Source organism: Bacillus sp. EA-CB0995 (assembly GCF_055814245.1).
This window is the reverse complement of record NZ_CP169269.1, coordinates 1408825-1427562: the sequence shown is the minus strand read 5'-3', so window position 1 is coordinate 1427562 and position 18738 is coordinate 1408825. Positions and strand designations below refer to the sequence as shown.

Annotated in this window: 13 protein-coding genes, 5 pseudogenes and 2 riboswitches; of the genes and pseudogenes, 7 read left to right on the top strand and 11 right to left on the bottom strand. The window is 36.9% G+C overall.

Features of this window, described 5'->3' with window-relative positions:
- Window positions 1-170: 170 nt before the first annotated feature.
- From ACEWFJ_RS07420 to ACEWFJ_RS07410, 3 genes are all read left to right on the top strand, one after another.
- On the top strand, window positions 171-869 hold the full coding sequence (locus ACEWFJ_RS07420; RefSeq protein ID WP_473691343.1) for a helix-turn-helix transcriptional regulator: 699 nt from the start codon (window positions 171-173) through the stop codon (window positions 867-869).
- A 113-nt stretch (window positions 870-982) separates the two neighbouring features.
- Window positions 983-1225, top strand: a complete 243-nt coding sequence (locus ACEWFJ_RS07415) for a DUF2626 domain-containing protein (RefSeq protein WP_098307736.1) — start codon at window positions 983-985, stop codon at window positions 1223-1225.
- Between the two features lie 106 nt (window positions 1226-1331).
- A complete protein-coding gene (locus tag ACEWFJ_RS07410) occupies window positions 1332-2726 on the top strand; it encodes an L-cystine transporter (RefSeq protein ID WP_473691341.1) in 1395 nt (464 codons plus the stop codon).
- A 49-nt stretch (window positions 2727-2775) separates the two neighbouring features.
- On the opposite strand, the gene ACEWFJ_RS07405 is transcribed toward ACEWFJ_RS07410, so the two are convergent.
- Window positions 2776-2991, bottom strand: a complete 216-nt coding sequence (locus tag ACEWFJ_RS07405) for a DUF3912 family protein (protein WP_230574934.1) — start codon at window positions 2989-2991, stop codon at window positions 2776-2778.
- A gap of 351 nt (window positions 2992-3342) precedes the next feature.
- On the opposite strand from ACEWFJ_RS07405, the gene ACEWFJ_RS07400 reads away from it, so the two are divergent.
- On the top strand, window positions 3343-3654 hold the full coding sequence (locus ACEWFJ_RS07400; RefSeq protein ID WP_473691339.1) for a hypothetical protein: 312 nt from the start codon (window positions 3343-3345) through the stop codon (window positions 3652-3654).
- Between the two features lie 174 nt (window positions 3655-3828).
- Here the strand turns inward: ACEWFJ_RS07400 and ACEWFJ_RS07395 are convergent, their stop codons facing one another.
- The 7 genes and pseudogenes from ACEWFJ_RS07395 to ACEWFJ_RS07365 all read right to left on the bottom strand — a co-directional run bounded on the left by ACEWFJ_RS07395 (window position 3829) and on the right by ACEWFJ_RS07365 (window position 12397).
- A complete protein-coding gene (locus tag ACEWFJ_RS07395) occupies window positions 3829-4320 on the bottom strand; it encodes a hypothetical protein (RefSeq protein ID WP_473691337.1) in 492 nt (163 codons plus the stop codon).
- A 15-nt stretch (window positions 4321-4335) separates the two neighbouring features.
- Window positions 4336-5312: pseudogene (locus ACEWFJ_RS07390) on the bottom strand (HD domain-containing protein).
- Window positions 5312-5689 (bottom strand): nucleoside 2-deoxyribosyltransferase, encoded by a 378-nt coding sequence (locus ACEWFJ_RS07385; RefSeq protein WP_473691335.1) that lies wholly within the window; start codon window positions 5687-5689, stop codon window positions 5312-5314. Before ACEWFJ_RS07385 ends, ACEWFJ_RS07390 begins: the two are co-directional and overlap by 1 nt.
- A gap of 74 nt (window positions 5690-5763) precedes the next feature.
- Window positions 5764-5986 (bottom strand): annotated as a pseudogene (locus tag ACEWFJ_RS07380) (DUF3966 domain-containing protein).
- Window positions 5987-6071: 85 nt separating this feature from the next.
- The gene (locus ACEWFJ_RS07375; RefSeq protein ID WP_473691333.1) at window positions 6072-7130 is read right to left on the bottom strand and encodes an undecaprenyldiphospho-muramoylpentapeptide beta-N-acetylglucosaminyltransferase; all 1059 of its coding nucleotides are present in this window, start codon (window positions 7128-7130) and stop codon (window positions 6072-6074) included.
- Between the two features lie 34 nt (window positions 7131-7164).
- On the bottom strand, window positions 7165-10566 hold the full coding sequence (gene metH / locus ACEWFJ_RS07370; protein ID WP_473691331.1) for a methionine synthase: 3402 nt from the start codon (window positions 10564-10566) through the stop codon (window positions 7165-7167).
- A pseudogene (locus ACEWFJ_RS07365) lies at window positions 10563-12397 on the bottom strand (bifunctional homocysteine S-methyltransferase/methylenetetrahydrofolate reductase). Before ACEWFJ_RS07365 ends, metH begins: the two are co-directional and overlap by 4 nt.
- A gap of 72 nt (window positions 12398-12469) precedes the next feature.
- A riboswitch (SAM riboswitch) is annotated at window positions 12470-12580 on the bottom strand.
- Between the two features lie 202 nt (window positions 12581-12782).
- Window positions 12783-12902, top strand: a riboswitch (SAM riboswitch).
- A gap of 73 nt (window positions 12903-12975) precedes the next feature.
- Between ACEWFJ_RS07365 and ACEWFJ_RS07360 the strand changes: the two are divergent.
- Window positions 12976-14087: pseudogene (locus ACEWFJ_RS07360) on the top strand (methionine biosynthesis PLP-dependent protein).
- Window positions 14084-15246, top strand: a pseudogene (metC, locus tag ACEWFJ_RS07355) (cystathionine beta-lyase). Before ACEWFJ_RS07360 ends, metC begins: the two co-directional pseudogenes overlap by 4 nt.
- A 242-nt stretch (window positions 15247-15488) precedes the next feature.
- Here the strand turns inward: metC and ACEWFJ_RS07350 are convergent.
- Entirely contained in the window at window positions 15489-15911 is a 423-nt protein-coding gene (locus ACEWFJ_RS07350) for a GNAT family N-acetyltransferase (RefSeq protein ID WP_473691329.1), read from the bottom strand.
- A gap of 55 nt (window positions 15912-15966) precedes the next feature.
- Window positions 15967-16812: an MBL fold metallo-hydrolase gene (locus ACEWFJ_RS07345; RefSeq protein WP_473691327.1), complete on the bottom strand. Its 846-nt coding sequence runs from the start codon at window positions 16810-16812 to the stop codon at window positions 15967-15969.
- Between the two features lie 354 nt (window positions 16813-17166).
- On the opposite strand from ACEWFJ_RS07345, the gene ACEWFJ_RS07340 reads away from it, so the two are divergent.
- Complete coding sequence (locus tag ACEWFJ_RS07340; protein WP_000894376.1) at window positions 17167-17457, top strand: ArsR/SmtB family transcription factor; 291 nt, start codon at window positions 17167-17169, stop codon at window positions 17455-17457.
- A gap of 158 nt (window positions 17458-17615) precedes the next feature.
- On the opposite strand, the gene ACEWFJ_RS07335 is transcribed toward ACEWFJ_RS07340, so the two are convergent.
- On the bottom strand, window positions 17616-18731 hold the full coding sequence (locus ACEWFJ_RS07335) for a class I SAM-dependent methyltransferase (RefSeq protein ID WP_473691324.1): 1116 nt from the start codon (window positions 18729-18731) through the stop codon (window positions 17616-17618).
- Between the last annotated feature and the right edge of the window lie 7 nt (window positions 18732-18738).

Sequence of the window (18738 nt, the reverse complement as noted above, 5' to 3'; positions counted from 1 at the left end):
AGGAATTTTCTATTTCTATCATGATATTTTTCAATTTTCTAAACAGAAATAACAAAAAGTATGTGAAATTATGAACAATTAATGAATCATTACCAAAATCCGTTATTATACAACATTATCTATATTATAATGTTGTTATCTCAGATAAACCGATAAAGGTGGCGATCCTCATGGAACAAGCTTTAAAAATTACAAATGTACTATCTGATCCAACACGCTATTATATTTATCAATATATTTCTCAAAAACATAATGAAGTTACTGTACAAGAAATTGCTGATGAATTTGATATTCATCCAAATGTTGCGCGTTTACACCTCTCTAAGCTAGAAGATGTAAATATGTTAAAATCAGAAACAAAAAAAACAGGTAAAGGTGGCAGACCAAGCCGGTTATACGCACTATCAGACGATGTGATTCAACTGCAGTTTCCGTTTCGTGATTATCAATTGTTAGCACAAATTGCATGCAATACATTGCTTAGCTTAGGTGAAGTCGGTGAAAAAGCACTATATGACACAGGTAAGAAATTTGGTAAAGAATTAATGGAACAACATCTACATCGGCTAAACATTAACGAAAATGAATTGACAGTAGAACAAAAAATACAAATTGCGAAAGAAGCTTTAACAACAGCGGGATTATCTCCGACATTTGAATTAAGCATTGATGAAACAAAAATTTTCTATGATGTATACAATTGCCCATTTAAAGAAGTTGCCATTCACCATCCAAAAGAAATTTGCAACATGCACGTCGATATGATGACAGGCATCTTTGAAATTTTATTCCCGAACATGGAATTAGCCCGCAATGAGAATATGCTAGAAACAGGTTGTAAATCTTGTAATTATCATCTTCATATGTAAAATAAGAAGCCAGATTATACTGGCTTCTTATTATTTTGCAAATGTTTACAATAGTTAGAAAAGTGCATTATAATAAAGGGAGTATTAAGTTCATATAGAAGGAGGGGAATGGGATGGAGCGCATGTTTCGCGTTCTCGGCTTTTGGACTGGTATTTTTTCAGTCATGTTTTATCTAGGGGATCTGTATGGGGCAGCACTATTGTTTTTAGGACAAACAGGATTTTTTGTACTTTTAAGTTATTTAAAATTAACAGAGCGCATGTACATTTATGTATTCGGCGCATATTTAACAGTTTTCTTCATTGGATTTACATACTATACGACATTCCTTCTTACACCAGGAATAGGACATTAAGATGGCATATACGCCATCTTTTTTTATATTTAACTCATTTCATAGTTGACTTATAGGTTTTATTGGAATATATTTGTATGTAACAGATTTGAAGGAGGAAAACAGTATGAATACATTGTTAGTTAGCATAAACGTTGTAATTATGCTCCTATTAGTCAGCGTGTTATATTATATGCAGCGTAAGCATGTTTCTTTTAATAAACGTGTATTTACCGCACTCGGACTCGGAATTATATTTGGACTTATTTTACAATTTTTTTATAAACCAACTTCTGAAGTCATTATCCAATCTAATAATTGGTTTAACTTAATTGGAAGCGGTTATGTTAAGTTATTACAAATGATCGTTATGCCGCTTATTTTAGTTTCTATTCTTTCAGCGTTTACAAAATTAAAACTAACAAATAATCTTGGTAAAATTAGCGGTTTTATTATCGGTATTTTACTTCTTACAACGGCAATTGCTGCTGCAGTCGGAATTGCTGCAAGCGCTGGTTTTGATGTGCAAGCAACTGGCTTGCAGCAAGGTGATGCAGAAACAGCTCGCTTAAAATTAGTGGAAGAAAAATTCACTTCCATTGACCAAACACCCATTCCGCAAAAATTATTAGAATTACTTCCTGCAAATCCATTTCTAGATTTAACAGGTGCTCGTCCAACATCAACAATTTCTGTTGTCATTTTTGCAGCGTTTATTGGGATTGCCTTCTTAGGAGTGAAAAAGAAATATCCAGAACAGGCAGAACAATTTAAAAAGATGCTCGATGCCGTATATGCGGTCGTAATGCGGATGGTGACATTAATTTTACGTCTTACTCCATATGGCGTACTTGCTCTTATGGCAAAAACTGTTTCAGGTAGTGACATCCAGGCCATTTTAAAGCTTGGAAATTTTGTATTAGCGTCTTACGTGGCACTCATTGTTATGTTTATTATTCACTTATTACTTATCGCTCTTTCTGGTTTAAATCCAATCCAATATTTGAAAAAGGTATTCCCTGTTTTAACATTTGCGTTTACCTCACGCTCAAGCGCAGGTACACTGCCATTAAATATTGAAGCGCAAAAAGAAAAACTAGGCGTTTCAGAAGGAATTGCAAACTTTGCGGCATCCTTTGGTGTATCAATTGGTCAAAACGGATGTGCCGGTATTTATCCTGCAATGCTTGCGATGATGGTTGCACCAACTGTTGGTATCGATCCGTTGCAGCCGCAATTTATCTTAACGTTAATTGCCGTTGTTGCGATTAGTTCATTCGGCGTTGCTGGTGTCGGAGGCGGAGCAACATTTGCAGCACTCATCGTACTTTCTACAATGAACTTACCAATTGGAATTGTCGCTCTATTAATCTCTGTTGAACCATTAATTGATATGGGACGCACAGCTTTAAATGTGAGCGGTTCTATGACAGCTGGTTTGATTTCTAGCAAATGGCTCGGAGAATTAGATGTAAATACGTACAATGAAACAGTCAATAAAACTGAAGAAGTTGCATTATAAGAAAACCCCTGAACATTCAGGGGATTTTCTTATTTGTATAATCTATTTTTTACAAATACCCATGTTCTTCACACCAATCATGAAATTGCCGAACATCTACATCAATTAAAACAATATCTTTTAATTCAATATCAATATTCATATCGTCAATTACAATCGCATATTTTGTAATGCTCTCCGTATCATTTCGTTTTACGATTCCAATTTGATTCCGATACGGTCCATCTTTTACATATGCTTTTTGTCCTGTAATATCAAAGTTCAACATCTTCACCTCTTTCATTTGCTCCATTTCTGTATATATATGATGAAACAATGAAAGAGTCTCCTACTTTTTGCTTTATTACAATTATTTTTCATTTGTTTTAATTGTATAAAATATACATAAAAATTCATATTAGAAACACATTGATAGCGCTTTCTAAAATATACTCATGTTATACTAATACAGTGAAACTCCGATTAGTGGGGACTTCACTAATAATCAATTTCACACATCGTTTTTTGTAGGCCTTTATTCTTCACTACCTTTTTGGCTTTCTCACAGTCTTGAGGCGGAGGGCTTATTGTCCGCAAATAGCGAGGATAAATTAGAATTTCTTAAAGAGGAAGAACAATGAATACAGTAATCATTACAAAAATCATCGAAACCTTAAAATCGTATGGATTTCAAAATGCAACATATTGTGAAAAAACAAAACAATATCTATTTCACAACGAGACAGATATTATGAGCGGCTATGCTGAAATAACATATAGCGCTCAATTTGAAAAATTCAGCGTACAAATCCATCCTATTGAAACACATCACCTTACAGAATTGCAAGAAGTCGAGAAGCATATACAATCCTGCATACGAAAGGTTGAGTATTTAAATACAATCATTGAAAAGCAATATAAAAATGCAAAACATACAATCATTGTATAAAGTGAAACTTCCTTTCATGAACGCTTTTTTCATGAAAGGTTAGTTGAACCAATCGGGCGCATGCCAGCAGCTATCTCCACCTATCTTCTTTGATTTTCTCTGAATCTTGAGATGGGGATTTTACTGCCCGCGAATAGCGGGATAAAAAAAGAACGTGCCTAGCACGTTCTTTTTTTATACATTCATGTTTTCTTTAATTTGAAGACCTGACGTATTCTCTAATAATTCAACTGCTTCTTCTAATGTCATATCAAAAATCGTTTGTTCACCTTCCACATAAGGAAACTTCTGAAAACGCTTCTCCATTTTTTTCACTGCATCAGATGAAAACGTCGCACTATCTACACGAAATTCTGATTCCAATAACACAATGCAATCTAATAGATGAAATCCTAAACCATTTATAAAGGAAATAAACTTCTCTTTTGACTGCGATGATACAAAAACGTTACGCTCAAGTTCATAAAATAACTCTTCGCCTAAGATCTCTTCCAGTTCATCATCATGTTCACGATTTATAATCTCTTCATACCCATAATCATCAACGAGTTCTTCTACCTCTTCTCCATCTTCAAATAGTAATTGTGCTAAAAGTGCATCTTTCTTATATTCACTTTGCTGTACAACTGTTAGAAAGTTTGTTTTCCATCCTTGTTCTAACTGCATATTTATATCTCCTTTTTATATACTCTTTATTTTTAAATATATACGTTTTTTCAATTGCTTTTTCGCTTTCTCATTACACTGTTTAACAAATGGAGATACGATAGACGCTCTTTGCATCTTACCATTTCTATAAACAGACGGATCAATTAATCGTGCTTTTCCGCCCTTATAACAAATGTCGTATTCTGCCCTGTTCTCTTCTAATTCTACTTTTGAATGTAAGGAACTAAGCATCTTCTCAATTTCACTATCTCCACTATTTCGCAACATATGTAACACCGTTTCATCATCGGCTGAAAAGTCAGATAGATCCAAAATATTCTTTTGCAGCGCTTCTTGCAATACCTTTGTTAATATATAAGCACCGTACGACTTCAATGGATGTAAAAAGAAATCAATCGTTTCTTTATAATAAGTTTCTGTAAACCATTCTGCTGCCTGTACAGACTGTAAACAGATTTGTCCATTATGAACTGTTACGTCTTCTAAAAAGAGCACACTTCTTGCTTTGAAATCATTCCATATGTGTATAAATCCCGTAACGTATAGTCCATACGATCTGCACATAAATTCGGCAGAGGTTGTTCTAACAACGTCCATTGTTCCCATTTCTCAATCATTCTATAATCATAGCCATATGTTTGCAAAATAGATGGAATATCTGAAGCTTCAATAACGTCCATAAAGATTTGTTCATGATAATCTTCATCTTGCTCCTCTAATACGCGGTCCACAATGTGAGAAAATGCTGTATGAGATATATCGTGAAGCAAGGCGGCAATTTGTTCTTCTACACTACCACCTAACATTTTCACAAGAATCATAACGCCAACTGAGTGCTCGTAACGTGTTACATTCCACGTTGGATTCACGAGAAAGCTTGCACCGCCTTGATGAATCTTCTTTAGGCGCTGCACTGCTTTTGATTGCAATAGTTCCGCGAGCACGCCATCTATATGATGTTCACCATATATAGTATCATTAATTGTAATCAAACTTTTGCCCCCTCTAACACTTGTTGAATAAATTCTTCTATACCACCTTCAACTATATGTACTTCTGGTAAATGGTAAAACGTTGTATCTAAAGAATGATTTTCACTATACAAATATACCTTTTTATCCCAAGCAAGTGCCATTCCTAATTCTGTATGACTCCCTTTTCCTCCATCTAATAAAAGCAGAAAAACGTCAGCGTCTCGCACAGCTTGTTTTTCTGCTTGTCCAATATCTCTTAATTGTAATCCACTTGTCGCTTTTTCATTTTTTGTCCAATCATATGTATGAATCCATCCTGCTTGTTTCAGTTTATCAGCCACAAAACGGACAAGAGGTTTATTTGTAAAGGTTGAAGCAATGTAAAATTTCATACTACTTCTCTCCTTATTATATATAAAATAGACGGGAAACCCTTCGTATGCATGAAAAAAGAGGACGCTTACAACTATAACTCTCTTTTTACTTTTTGATTGCTTTTATCATTTAACATATCTAATTCAGCTTTAATTTCTGATTTTTCTAGTTTTCGTTCTTGCGAAAAATTCCGTCCCATATAAACTATAATACTACCGATATACAATACTAAACAAACAACTAGAGCAATATTTTCATAGAGACTTAGCCCCAACGTAGTCACTCCTAATCTCATCCGTATTTTCACGCGTCAACAATTAGAATTCCCCTGTCAAATCTATGTTATTGTAACATAAAGTATGCTGTTATCTCTATTTAAAAAGCATGATCTCTATGAAATCATGCTTTCGTTACGTAATCAATAATCGTTTGCAACGCTTCTTGTCCGTTATACTGCTGCATAGATCTTTTATACTGCAAACGATGTTTATACAATTCTTCCACATATTCAACAAGTAACGTTTCCGTTAAATCTTCTTCAAATAACACACGTCCATATCCTTGTTTTTCAAACGATTGTGCATTTAAAATTTGATCGCCTCGGCTCGAAGACTTCGGAAGAGGAATTAATAACATCGGCTTTTGCAGTGTTAGAAATTCAAAAATCGCATTGGACCCTGCACGAGAAATGACAATATCTGTTGCTGCTAATATGTCTGGCAGTTCACCATGAACATATTCAAACTGCTTGTATCCTGGCATACTTTCGAGCTTTCCGTCGAGATTTCCTTTCCCGCACAGATGAACAATTTGATACGTTTGAAGAAGATTCGGCAATGCACCGCGCACTACTTCATTAATGCGCCGTGCTCCTAAACTGCCTCCCATAACCGTAATAACTGGCTTTGATGCAGTGAACCGTAAAAATTGCAATCCTTTATTACGACTCCCTTGCAAAACCTCTTCTCGCACAGGTGAACCAGTATAGACTGTTTTTTCTTTTGGTAAATGTTTTTTCGCTTCTTCAAACGTAACAAATATTTTTGAAGCAAAGCGAAGAGCAATTTTATTTGCAAGCCCCGGTGTCATATCAGACTCATGTAAAAAAACAGGAACACGGTTTAACCATGCACCAATTACAACTGGTACAGATACGAAGCCACCTTTTGAAAAAATAACATCTGGTTTTAATTTGCGAATGCGTACATACGCATCCATAACCCCTTTCATCACAAGAAAGGGGTCTTTTATATTTTTTAAATCAAAATAACGGCGAAGCTTTCCGCTTGCAACACCATAATAAGGAATCCCTTCTTTTTCAATGATGGTCTTTTCAATTCCATTATGCGAACCAATATAGCACACGTTCCACCCACTCTTTTGAAAATGCGGTATAAGCGCTAAATTAGGTGTAACATGGCCAGCAGAACCTCCGCCTGTAAATATAATCGTCTTCACAGTAAGTCTCCTTTTATAGAAGTTTTACTTTAGATTATAACACACTGAAATAACGTGCTTCTGGATGAGCAAACACCATTGCTGTAACAGAAGCCTCTGGTTCCATCATAAACCCTTCAGTTAAGGAAATCCCAATTTCTTCCGGATAAATGAGGCGGAATAATTTTTCTTGATCAGCAAGTTCCGGACATGCAGGGTAGCCAAAAGAAACGCGAATTCCTTGATACTTTGTGCGGAACCGCTCTTCCATCGTCATGTTTGGTGAATCTGGAAATCCCCAGCGATCACGTATGAGCATATGCGTTTTTTCAGCTAAGCCTTCTGCAAGTTCAAGGGCAAGCGATTGAATAGCATGGCTGCGCAAATAATCGCCTTGCTCTTTCCACCTTTCTGCTACGGCGCGTACGCCTTTTCCAACTGTTACAGCTAAAAAAGCAACATAATCCACTTCATCTCCAACCGGGCGTAAATAATCACCTAACGTCCGGTGCGGTGCTTTCCCTTGTCTTGGGAATGTAAACCGCTCTAATACACGCGTTGGGTCTTTCGGGTCATAAATTAAAATATCTTGGTTTTCGCTTTGTGCAGGAAAGAATTGATATACAGCGCTCGGACGCAACCACGATTCTCCTTCACGAAGCAATTCATCTATTAAGTCATTCAGTTCATGAGCCCTTCTATCCCCTTCTTGCAGCAACTTTTTTACATTCCCTTTTAAACCTAAGTGATGACCAAGTAACATTTGTCGATTTAAAAACGGAGCAAGATGTGCTACTGGAATATCGCGGAGAACGACACGTTTTGTAGAATCTGGTACAATCACTGGCACTGGCGGTAATTTTTCAATTTGAACCGGTACCTCTACTACTTTTTTCTCTTCTTTTGCAACAATATGTAAGTGGCGCTTCGCTTTTTCTTCACGCATCTTTTCGCGTTCCTCTTCGTGTTGCAGACGATTGATAAGATCTAACCCTGTCATCGCATCGCTTGCATATAAGACAAGTCCTTGGTAAGAAGGAGAAATGCGCGTTTCTGTGAATTTCCGCGTCAGCGCAGCTCCACCGACAACGATGGGAACATCGATATTTGCTGCTTTTAAATCTTCCGCTGTTGTCACCATCTGCTGCGCAGATTTAACAAGTAATCCTGATAATCCAATAATATCAGGCTTTTGTTCTTTTACCTCTTGAATAATACGATCAGATCGTACATTAATACCGAGGTTCACAATATCATATCCATTATTCGATAAAATAATTTCCACTAAATTTTTACCGATATCATGTACATCCCCTTTTACTGTAGCAAGCAATACTTTCCCTTTCTTCGCACTATCATTTGTCTCCATATATGGCTCTAAATAAGCAACCGCCGCTTTCATGCTTTCCGCACTTTGCAACACTTCTGCAACAATCAGCTCATTATTATTAAATAAACGTCCTACTTCATCCATTCCTGCCATAAGCGGCCCGTTAATAATGTCAAGCGGCTTTCTTCCTTCATCAAGCGCATCTTGCAAGTCATCGTGTAATCCTTGCTTCGTTCCTTCAACAATATAATGAGATAAGCGCTCATCAAGCGTTAACGTTTCAGCTGCTACGACTTCTTTCTGCTTCACATTTCGATAAAAGTTTGTAAACTTCTCTAACGTTTCTTTCGTTGTTTCAAACAAAAGAGCGTTTGCTAATGCTTTTTCTTCTTCAGAAATAGAGGCATAGCGCTCTAGTTTTTCAGTATTAACAATTGCATAATCTAAGCCTGCCTTTGTGGCATGATATAAAAAGACTGAATTTAATACTTCGCGTCCTGCTGGTGGTAAACCAAACGAAATATTACTTACACCTAGTATCGTTAAACACTCGGGCATCGCTTCTTTTATAAGCCGAATACCTTCAATTGTTGCCGCCGCTGAACCGATATATTCTTCATCACCTGTTCCAACAGGGAATACAAGTGCATCAAAAATAATATCAGATGGACGTAGCCCGTATTTGGTTGTTAATAACTCATAACTTCTTTTTGCAATTTCTAGCTTCCGCTTGGCCGTTACCGCCATACCAATTTCATCAATTGTTCCAACAACAATAGCGGCTCCGTACTGTTTAATAAGTGGAATCACCTTTTCAAAACGCTCTTCTCCATTTTCTAAGTTAATGGAGTTAATCACTCCTTTTCCTTGCAAATAAGTAAGAGCTCTCGCCATAACTTGCTCGTCTGTCGAATCGATCATAATTGGCACCTTTAATACTTTCGTCACAGCTTGCAGGAAATTCTCCATATCTTCTATTTCATCACGATCTGGATCTGCCATACAAATATCGATAATATGGGCATTTTTCTTTACTTGTGCCCTTGCTACTTCTGCTGCTTCTTCAAAATTCCCTTCTGCAACAAGACGTTTAAATTTCCGTGAACCAATTACATTCGTACGCTCCCCAACGAATAACGGGCGCATTGCATCTTCATATTGCAACGCTTCAAGCCCGCTAATTCCATGCCCTTTTCTTTCTTGCTTCACACGTGGCTGAAATGATAGCAACGCCTCTTTCATCGCACGAATATGTGCTGGCGTCGTTCCGCAACACCCACCAACAATGTTGACCCAACCTTCTTCTGCAAACTGCTTCACTTTATATGCAAGCGAATGCGGCGATTCATGATAATGACCGTCTTCATCCGGAAGCCCAGCATTTGGATAACAAGAAATATAGCACTCTGATAACTCTGCAAGTGAACGAATATGTTCTCTCATAAACTCTGGTCCTGTTGCGCAGTTTAGCCCTACTGATAATGGATTCATATGCTCTACCGATAAGTAAAATGCCTCAATTGTTTGCCCAGCTAACGTCGTTCCCATCGGTTCAATTGTTCCGGAAATCATAAGAGGAACTTTTTTCTCTGTCTCGATAAATGCCTTCTCAATTCCTAAACAGGCTGCTTTTACATTTCTCATATCTTGACTTGTTTCTACAAGTAACAAATCTACTCCACCACGCAGTAACCCGCGCGCCTGTCTTGTATATGCCTCAATAAGCCCTTCAAATGTCACTCCACCCGTAACACTAATCGCTTTTGTCGTTGGCCCCATCGCACCTGCTATATATACTTCTTTGCCGCTCTCTATTACAGCTCGTTTCGCTAATTGAGCTGCCTTTTCATTTAACTCCTCATCTAAGTGAGAGAGATTATAATCACTTAGTACAATGTTCGTTGCACCAAATGTATTCGTTTCAATAATATCTGCTCCTGCTTCGATATACTCTTTATGAATATGTATAATAACATCTGGGCGTGTTTTTACTAAATATTCATTACAGCCTTCATACTCTTCACCACCAAAATCTGCAGCTGAAAGGTCTTCTTGTTGAATCATCGTTCCCATTGCACCGTCTAAAATTAAAATTTCTTGCTGCAATCTTTCCTCGATTGGTCTCATACATTTATTCCTTCTTTCTGCTCTTTCTTTGCTTGAATATACCTAACAAGTGCTTCTGTCACTTCGTACTTTAAAAATGGTGTAATTAAATAAATACCGTTAAATAATTCCATCGCGACATCAATTAACTCTTGAGATATAAGAATGCCTTCTGCCACTGCTTCTTCTGACGTTCCATGCCCGTCCATACGCCTTCTCACTTCTTCTGGAAGAGTAATACCTGGTACTTCAAAATGTAGAAAATCTGCATTTCGTTTACTTACAAGTGGCATAATGCCAATAAAAATCGGCTGCTCGATATGCTTCGTTGCTTCATATACGTTTCGAATGACTGTCGCATCATAGATGGGCTGCGTTAAAAAATACTCAGCGCCAGCTGCAATTTTTTTCTCCATGCGTTTTACAGCTGCTTCTATATGTCTTACATTCGGATTAAAGGCTCCGCCCACTGAAAAATGAGTAGCTGCTCCAATTGATTTCCCTAAAATAGAACGCCCATTGTTCATTTCTTTAATCATTTTAATAAGCTCTACAGAAGAAAGGTCATATACAGATGTTGCACCCGGAAAATCACCAACGCGTGCTGGATCCCCTGTTAATGCCAATACTTCCTCCATACCAAGCGCTGCTAATCCAAGTAAATGAGACTGCAGCCCGATTACATTATGATCACGGCACGTTAAATGGGTCAATACAGGAATATCATGCTTTGTTAATAACGCACCCATCGCCATATTTGATACACGCGGTGATGCTAAGGAATTATCTGCTAACGTAATAGCATCTGTTCCCGCACGCTTCAACGCTTTTGCTCCTTCAAAAACCGTTGCGTATCCAAAGTTTTTGGCGGATCAAGCTCAACAATCACTGTCGTTTCTTTCTTCGCTTTTTCTGCTAATGTAATTCGATTCACTGTATTTACACGCTTCGTTGCTATTACTTCTGCACGCTTTACAACTTCTTTAGCTGTTACAGGACGCTCATTTTTAAGTGCCCGCTTCATTGCTTCGATATGAGCAGGGGTTGTACCGCAACAACCACCAAGTAACCTAACTCCTTGCTTAATAAATTCTGGCGCCATCTCTTCAAAATAAGCAGGGCTTCCTTCATATACATAACGACCTTCTACATATTTAGGAAGACCGGCATTTGGATATGCAGATAAATAACCATATTCAGGAATTGCTATTGTTTTAAAAGATTCGATCATATGAAGCGGCCCTAATTGACAATTTAATCCGACCACATTTGCACCATACTCTATAAGCCGCTTCAATACACCATCTACACTATTTCCATTTTGAGTTGTACCAGCTTCGTGAAGAGCAAGCTGTGCAATAAGAGGGACGTTTGTTTGCTTTCGTAATACTTTCACTGCATGAAGCAATTCAAATTCATCATAAAAGGTTTCTAATAATAGCCCATCAACATTTTCCTCTAGTAAAGCATTTGCTTGCTCTAAGAGCATAAATTCTCGTTCCATATCAGTCGTTGTAACTGCTCCAATGTGTTTCATACCACCGATTGTTCCAACAATTGCATTTTTTTCTGTCACAGCTGCTTTTGCATGTCTTACAGCGGCACGATTAATTTTTCTTACGCGATCCTCCAGTCCATACATGCGAAGTTTTCCTTCATTTGCTCCGTATGTATTTGTTTGAATAACATCTGCTCCGGCTGCAACATATTGTTTATGAATCGAAATAATCCGATCCGGCTCAGATAAATTCAATTCTTCAAAGCAGCTTTGTAAACCATGAGAGTGTAACAATGTTCCCATTGCCCCGTCCCCAATAACAATTCCTCGTTGCAATAAATCTAGTAATTTCACATATCTCCCTCTCTTCTTTTCAATATAAAAACCCCCTCTTCTCAATGAAGAGGGGGACAGCATTTCATCCTCCTCTTATCATTCAGAACAATTTGTTCTGCAGGTCTTAGCACCGTCTCAAACATGTTGTTTGAAGGTTGCTGGGTTTCACAGGGCCTTTCCCTCCACCACTCTTGATAAGAGTTTCATTCTATTGTGAATGCTAAAAGTAAACATCATCCGTTCACCCATTAACAATCTTTGTTAATTTTTTCATTAATTTAGCATGTTGAAGTGAGAAAGTCAACGAAAATAAAGAAAAATAAAATTATTCAAAATATAGTTGCGCTTCTTTCTAAATTTGTTGTAAAGTAAAAAAACATAATAAAAAACTTCATATTTCGAATTCTTATCGAGAGAGGTCGAGGGACTGGCCCATTGACGCCTCAGCAACCATTAACAAGCTTTTTATTTGTTAATAAGGTGCTAATTCCAGCAAATTGAGAAATGATTTGACAGATAAGAAGAAGACTATATTCGTCATATATAAGCCTTCTTCTTAGAAGGCTTTTTTATTTTGTATAAGGAGGAATTCTATTATGTCTACAATTGAAACGAAGCTTGCCCAAATTGGAAATCGCAGTGAAACAACAACAGGAGCAGTCAATCCACCCGTTTACTTCTCCACTGCGTACCGTCACGAAGGAATTGGAAGGTCAACAGGGTTTGATTATTCCCGAACAGGAAACCCAACACGTCTTCTATTAGAGCGCGCAATCACTGACTTAGAGCAAGGAGAGCAAGGCTATGCCTGTAGCTCAGGAATGGCTGCTGTTCTTCTTGTCCTTTCACTATTCCGATCTGGTGACGAACTTATTGTATCTGAAGATTTATACGGCGGAACATATCGTTTATTTACAGAGCACGAACAAAAATGGGATGTTCGATGTAGATACGTAGATACGCAGCATATACAAGAAATTGAAAAAGCAATTTCACCAAATACAAAAGCAATTTTCATAGAAACACCAACAAACCCACTTATGCAAGTAACGGACATCGCAGCAGTTGCTACCGTTGCAAAACGTCATAACTTGCTACTTATTGTTGATAACACATTCTACACACCGTATTTACAACAACCATTAACAACCGGAGCTGACATTGTCCTGCATAGTGCTACAAAATATTTAGGCGGTCATAACGATGTATTAAGCGGACTTGTCGTTGCTAAAGGTACAAAGTTATGTCAGGAACTCGCTCACTATCATAATGCATCTGGAGCTGTGTTAAGCCCATTTGATTCTTGGCTTTTAATACGCGGCATGAAAACATTAGCGCTTCGTATGAGGCAACATGAAGAAAACGCAAAAGCAATTGTTGCCTATTTACAAGGGGAAGAATCTATAACCGATGTGTTTTATCCGGGAAAAGGCGGTATGATCTCTTTTAAACTGAAAAAGAAGCATGGATTGATCCGTTCTTACAATCTCTTTCTCTTATTACGTTTGCAGAAAGTCTTGGCGGCGTAGAAAGCTTCATTACATACCCAGCAACACAAACACATGCTGATATACCAGAAGACATTCGCACTGCCCGCGGCGTTTGTAATCGTCTGCTCCGTTTTTCCGTAGGAATCGAGAATCAAGATGATTTAATTCAAGACTTACAGCAAGCACTCAAACAAGTAAAAGAAGGAGTGAGAATATGAGTTATTCCATAGATACGCTTTTACTCCATAATCGTTTTAAGCATGACAAACAAACTGGAGCTGTCAATGTTCCTGTTTATAACACATCCACGTTTCATCAATTTGATGTAGATACATTTGGAAAATATAATTATAGTCGCTCTGGAAATCCAACGCGCGAAGCTCTTGAGGAGATGATTACTTTACTAGAGGGGGAAGTAAAGGGTTTGCCTTCTCATCTGGTATGGCTGCTATTTCAACAACTTTTCTTCTTTTATCACAAGGAGATCATGTCCTTATTTCTGAAGACGTATACGGGGGCACATATCGAATTGTAACTGAAGTTCTCTCTCGTTACGGCGTTTCTCACACATTCGTTGACATGACAAATTTAGAAGAAGTAGAACGAAAGATTCAGCCGAATACAAAAGTTTTTTATGTTGAAACGCCATCAAATCCATTATTAAAAGTGACAGATATTAAAGCTGTTTGTGAGCTTGCCAAATCTGTTGGAGCGCTCACTTTTGTTGATAATACATTTTTAACACCACTATTTCAACAACCGTTAGAACTTGGGGCTGATATTGTTCTCCATAGTGCAACAAAATTTCTTGCAGGTCATAGCGATGTTACCGCCGGATTGGCAGTCGTAAAAGATGAAGAACTTGCAAAGAAAGTTGGCTTTTTACAAAATTCTTTTGGAGCTATATTAGGACCGCAAGATTGTTCCCTCGTCCTTCGCGGCTTAAAAACATTAAACGTTCGCTTAGAACACTCTTCACGAAGCGCTGAAAAAATTGCAGATTATTTGCAAAGGCATCCAAAAATTAAAGATATCTACTATCCTGGATTACCGTCCCACGCCGGATATGAAACGCAGCACGCTCAGGCAAAATCAGCAGGAGCAGTTCTTTCCTTTTCACTAGAATCTGAAAATGCACTACGCCAATTTCTAGCACATATTCAGCTTCCGGTATTCGCCGTTAGTTTAGGTGCTGTTGAATCGATTCTTTCGTATCCAGCAAAAATGTCGCACGCTGCTATGTCACAAGAAGAACGCGAAAAACGAGGTATTTCAAATTCACTACTGCGCTTATCTGTTGGATTAGAAAATGCAGATGATTTAATTGCAGATTTTGAGTATGCACTTACGTATGTAGGAGAGGCTGTTATTTCTTAATGAGAAACCTATATAAATATTAATAGTGATTATACAAAAGGCCTTCATGCTTCATAAAAAATGTTTTAAACTATAAAATCAAATATTGGTCTGTGAAAAAATAGCTATAGACTAAAAAGTGTTTCATATGAGATTCTGGTAAAATTACCATATTGGATCGACAGGCACTGTATCTCAAAAACTCAAAAAGTTCCTTCAGAAGATTGAAGGAACTTTTTTCACATATCTCTCGTTATCGGAAGTTACACTTCTAACCTTTTTTCTAAAAAGTGTTGGCTGAATCCTTTCGGGTGATCCTTAAGGAGACCGAATTCCTTATAGCCATGTCTCTTATAGAATTCAGGGGCTTGAAAACTAAAAGTATCAAGCATAATGAGTCTACATTTCTTTTCTTTTGCAATCTCCTCAATCTTATGTAGTAATTTAGTCCCATATCCTTGATGACGTAATTTGTCTTCTATCCAAAGGAAATCAATATGCATGTGATACCAAAATATTGTTCCTGTTATGCCACCTACTATATTTCCCTCTTCATCTTTTACCATAAAGCTTACATTTTCAAGAGAAGTTTTTATTTCATCTGGCAGTTGTGAAGCATTATATTCTATAACTTTTCGTCTAATATAATCACTATCTTCTTGATTCCATTGTCGGAATATTCGCATGAAAATTTCCTCTTTTCTGTTTCCCATCCCGAATATCATATCACTTCTAAAATGATTACACTTCAATCTGCATCGTATCGTAAGCAAACGTTATATTCATACCTTCTGCCCGCAATTCAGCTTCGATTTCTTTCAGTTCGTCATATCCAAGATTATCTACTTCTTCAATGTGCGTAATGATTGTATGTTTTGCTTGTAATTGCTTCGCTACTTCTAGCGTATCTTCAAACGTCGCCTCGCGTATACGTTCAATAAAAGCACGGTCTCTTATTTGCTCTTTCGTCTTCCAATCAAACTCGACGATTCCCATCGGCAAAATAGCTACATCTAAATTACCAATTAGGTGAGCGGGTGGTTCCCATTTATATAATTCATCCATTGCAATCAATACCCGCTTTTCTTTTTCTTCTAATAAAAACGCATACACATATTGTTCATGTAAACGAAACGGAGTAACTTTCACTTTATTTTTCACGAAAGATTGCTCATCTCGTAATACGATTAAATCAATCCATCCTTGTTGCTGCATAAATTGCAGATGATCCCACGATCCTAGAAATTTTTTCATATCTTCTGCCACTTGCTCTGGTACATACACAGTAGTAGCCCAAGCTTTGTTCGTTTCAAACGCCATCGTTTCCCAAATTCTCCGGCCCATCGTATGATCAGGATGCCAATGTGAGTAAATCCCGGCTTCTACTTTTGAAATGTGAGATCTCTCTAATTGCAATCGTATTTCTTCTGGTGTATCAATTAATAAATGAAGATCGTGAATAAAAACACTTGGTCCCATTCTACTATATGGTAAACCTTTTTCCCTCGCCTCTTTGCTTACTTTGCTATAACTCCCTGGTCTCGGAATCGGTGTGGCTCCGCCTGTTCCTAAAAATTCTATCCACATGACTATCCCTTCTTTCCATCCTTATTAATTTCTAGATTGATATATTTAACTCCTTTTCTAATTATTCCAAAAATTTTCAATTATAATATTGAAAGAAAAATAAAATATGGTAAAATTGTGACATAAATGAAAATGTTTTTTATTAAGAACAAAAATATCCGTTATTTCAATCTACAAACCTTGATTTACCTCATTGGAAAAACGTCCAAAATTATCTAATTTATTTACACCATGTTCTCTTTTCTTACAGTTTCTTTACTTTAGGGCATTTTTTTTGCAACAACTGTTTTCTTTGCTTTAAAATTTTGTTATGTATATTATGGTATAACAGCACGCATGGAGGTGGAAAAGAATATGTTAGAAACCTTTCAAAAGGAATTAGAATTGTATGAAAATAATGCGGAATTATTGAAAGTACTTGCTCATCCAGTTCGTTTATGTATTGTAAAAGGATTGATTGAACGAGGTCCAAGTAACGTTTCTACAATGTATACAGGTTTAAACATGCCCCAATCTACAATTTCCCAACATTTAGCAAAATTAAAAAGCGCTAAGATTGTTTCGAGCGAAAGAAAAGGGCTAGAAATTTACTACAAAGTAGAAAATGAAACGATTATTCAATTAGTTCGCGTATTACTAGGTTAGGGGTATTTAAATAAAAACAGGGTGTATTGTATATTTTTAATCTCATATCTTTAATATAAATATATATCATGAGAAAAAATATAAATACTACATAATCCTAAACAAAACGTCGTATTAACCTACAAAACAAGGCACAGAGTTTCACTCTGCGCCTTGTCTTATGAAAAAATATGTAGATAATGCTCTAAGTTTAAACACGAAATCCCCTTTTGCTGAATCACAACATCAAAAGCATCACCTATACCACCTTGTAAAATCATAGAACGAATCGCACGATTTTTCTTTTGCTTATCAGAAAACGGATTACGATCTTCATGATTTACAAGCTGTTCTAAAATACCTGCAGCTAGCAAAAATTCTCTTTGCTTCGTATGCCATACTGTTTGTAATCCTTTCTCTTCTCCAACTGTCTTCAAGGCATCCCAATGAATATGAGTTGTTATATCCATCTCTCCTGGAAATTGAAGAGGATCAGGAATCATTTGATGCCTATAATAGCTTCGTAGGCTTCCTTCACGATGAGCTGGATGCGCCCATTCTTCATTTGTATAACCATAATCTATCGTTATAAGCAATCCTTCTTGCAGCCAACTTGTCAGCTGTTTTACATAATCATTCATTTGTAACGGTACTTCAAATCGTTGTCCTTCATATAGTGAAATTTGATGTCTTTGCAAATACTTTATAACACTTTCACTATCCAGCGGTCGCAATACTTCAACAAGTCTACCTTCACTGTTATACTTTACACGTACTTCATATAACATTCTTTCTCGTTTCTCTATCACTTCTACAGGAAACGCGTCAAACAACTCATTTGAAAAAACAATTCCTGTAAAGGAAGCTCCCAATTCCTCATAGGATGCATATTGCGAAACATTTGAAAAAGAAATAAGTTGTTGTTTCTGCAACTCTCTATGAAACGGACTCACCTCTATAATTGAATATTGCATATTTTCAAACGTATCAGGAGATATCGTTTGCCACTCTTGTAACATGTCATACGCAAATCTTCCTGTTCCACCACCAATTTCACATATATGCGGTGAAACAACTTCTGATTTCACAAGCTGAATAAAAAAATGAGCAAATGTTTTTGCATAAACAGAAGACACATTACTGCTTGTAAAAAAATCTCCTTGCCTTCCAATTTTTTCACGTTCTTTCATATAATAGCCATTGTTTGCGTCATATAATGCAAGGCTCATATATGTACTATAAGAAATAGACTGATCTATTTCTTTTTCCATTGCTTGTTTTAGAACGTGTTCCATCCTCGTA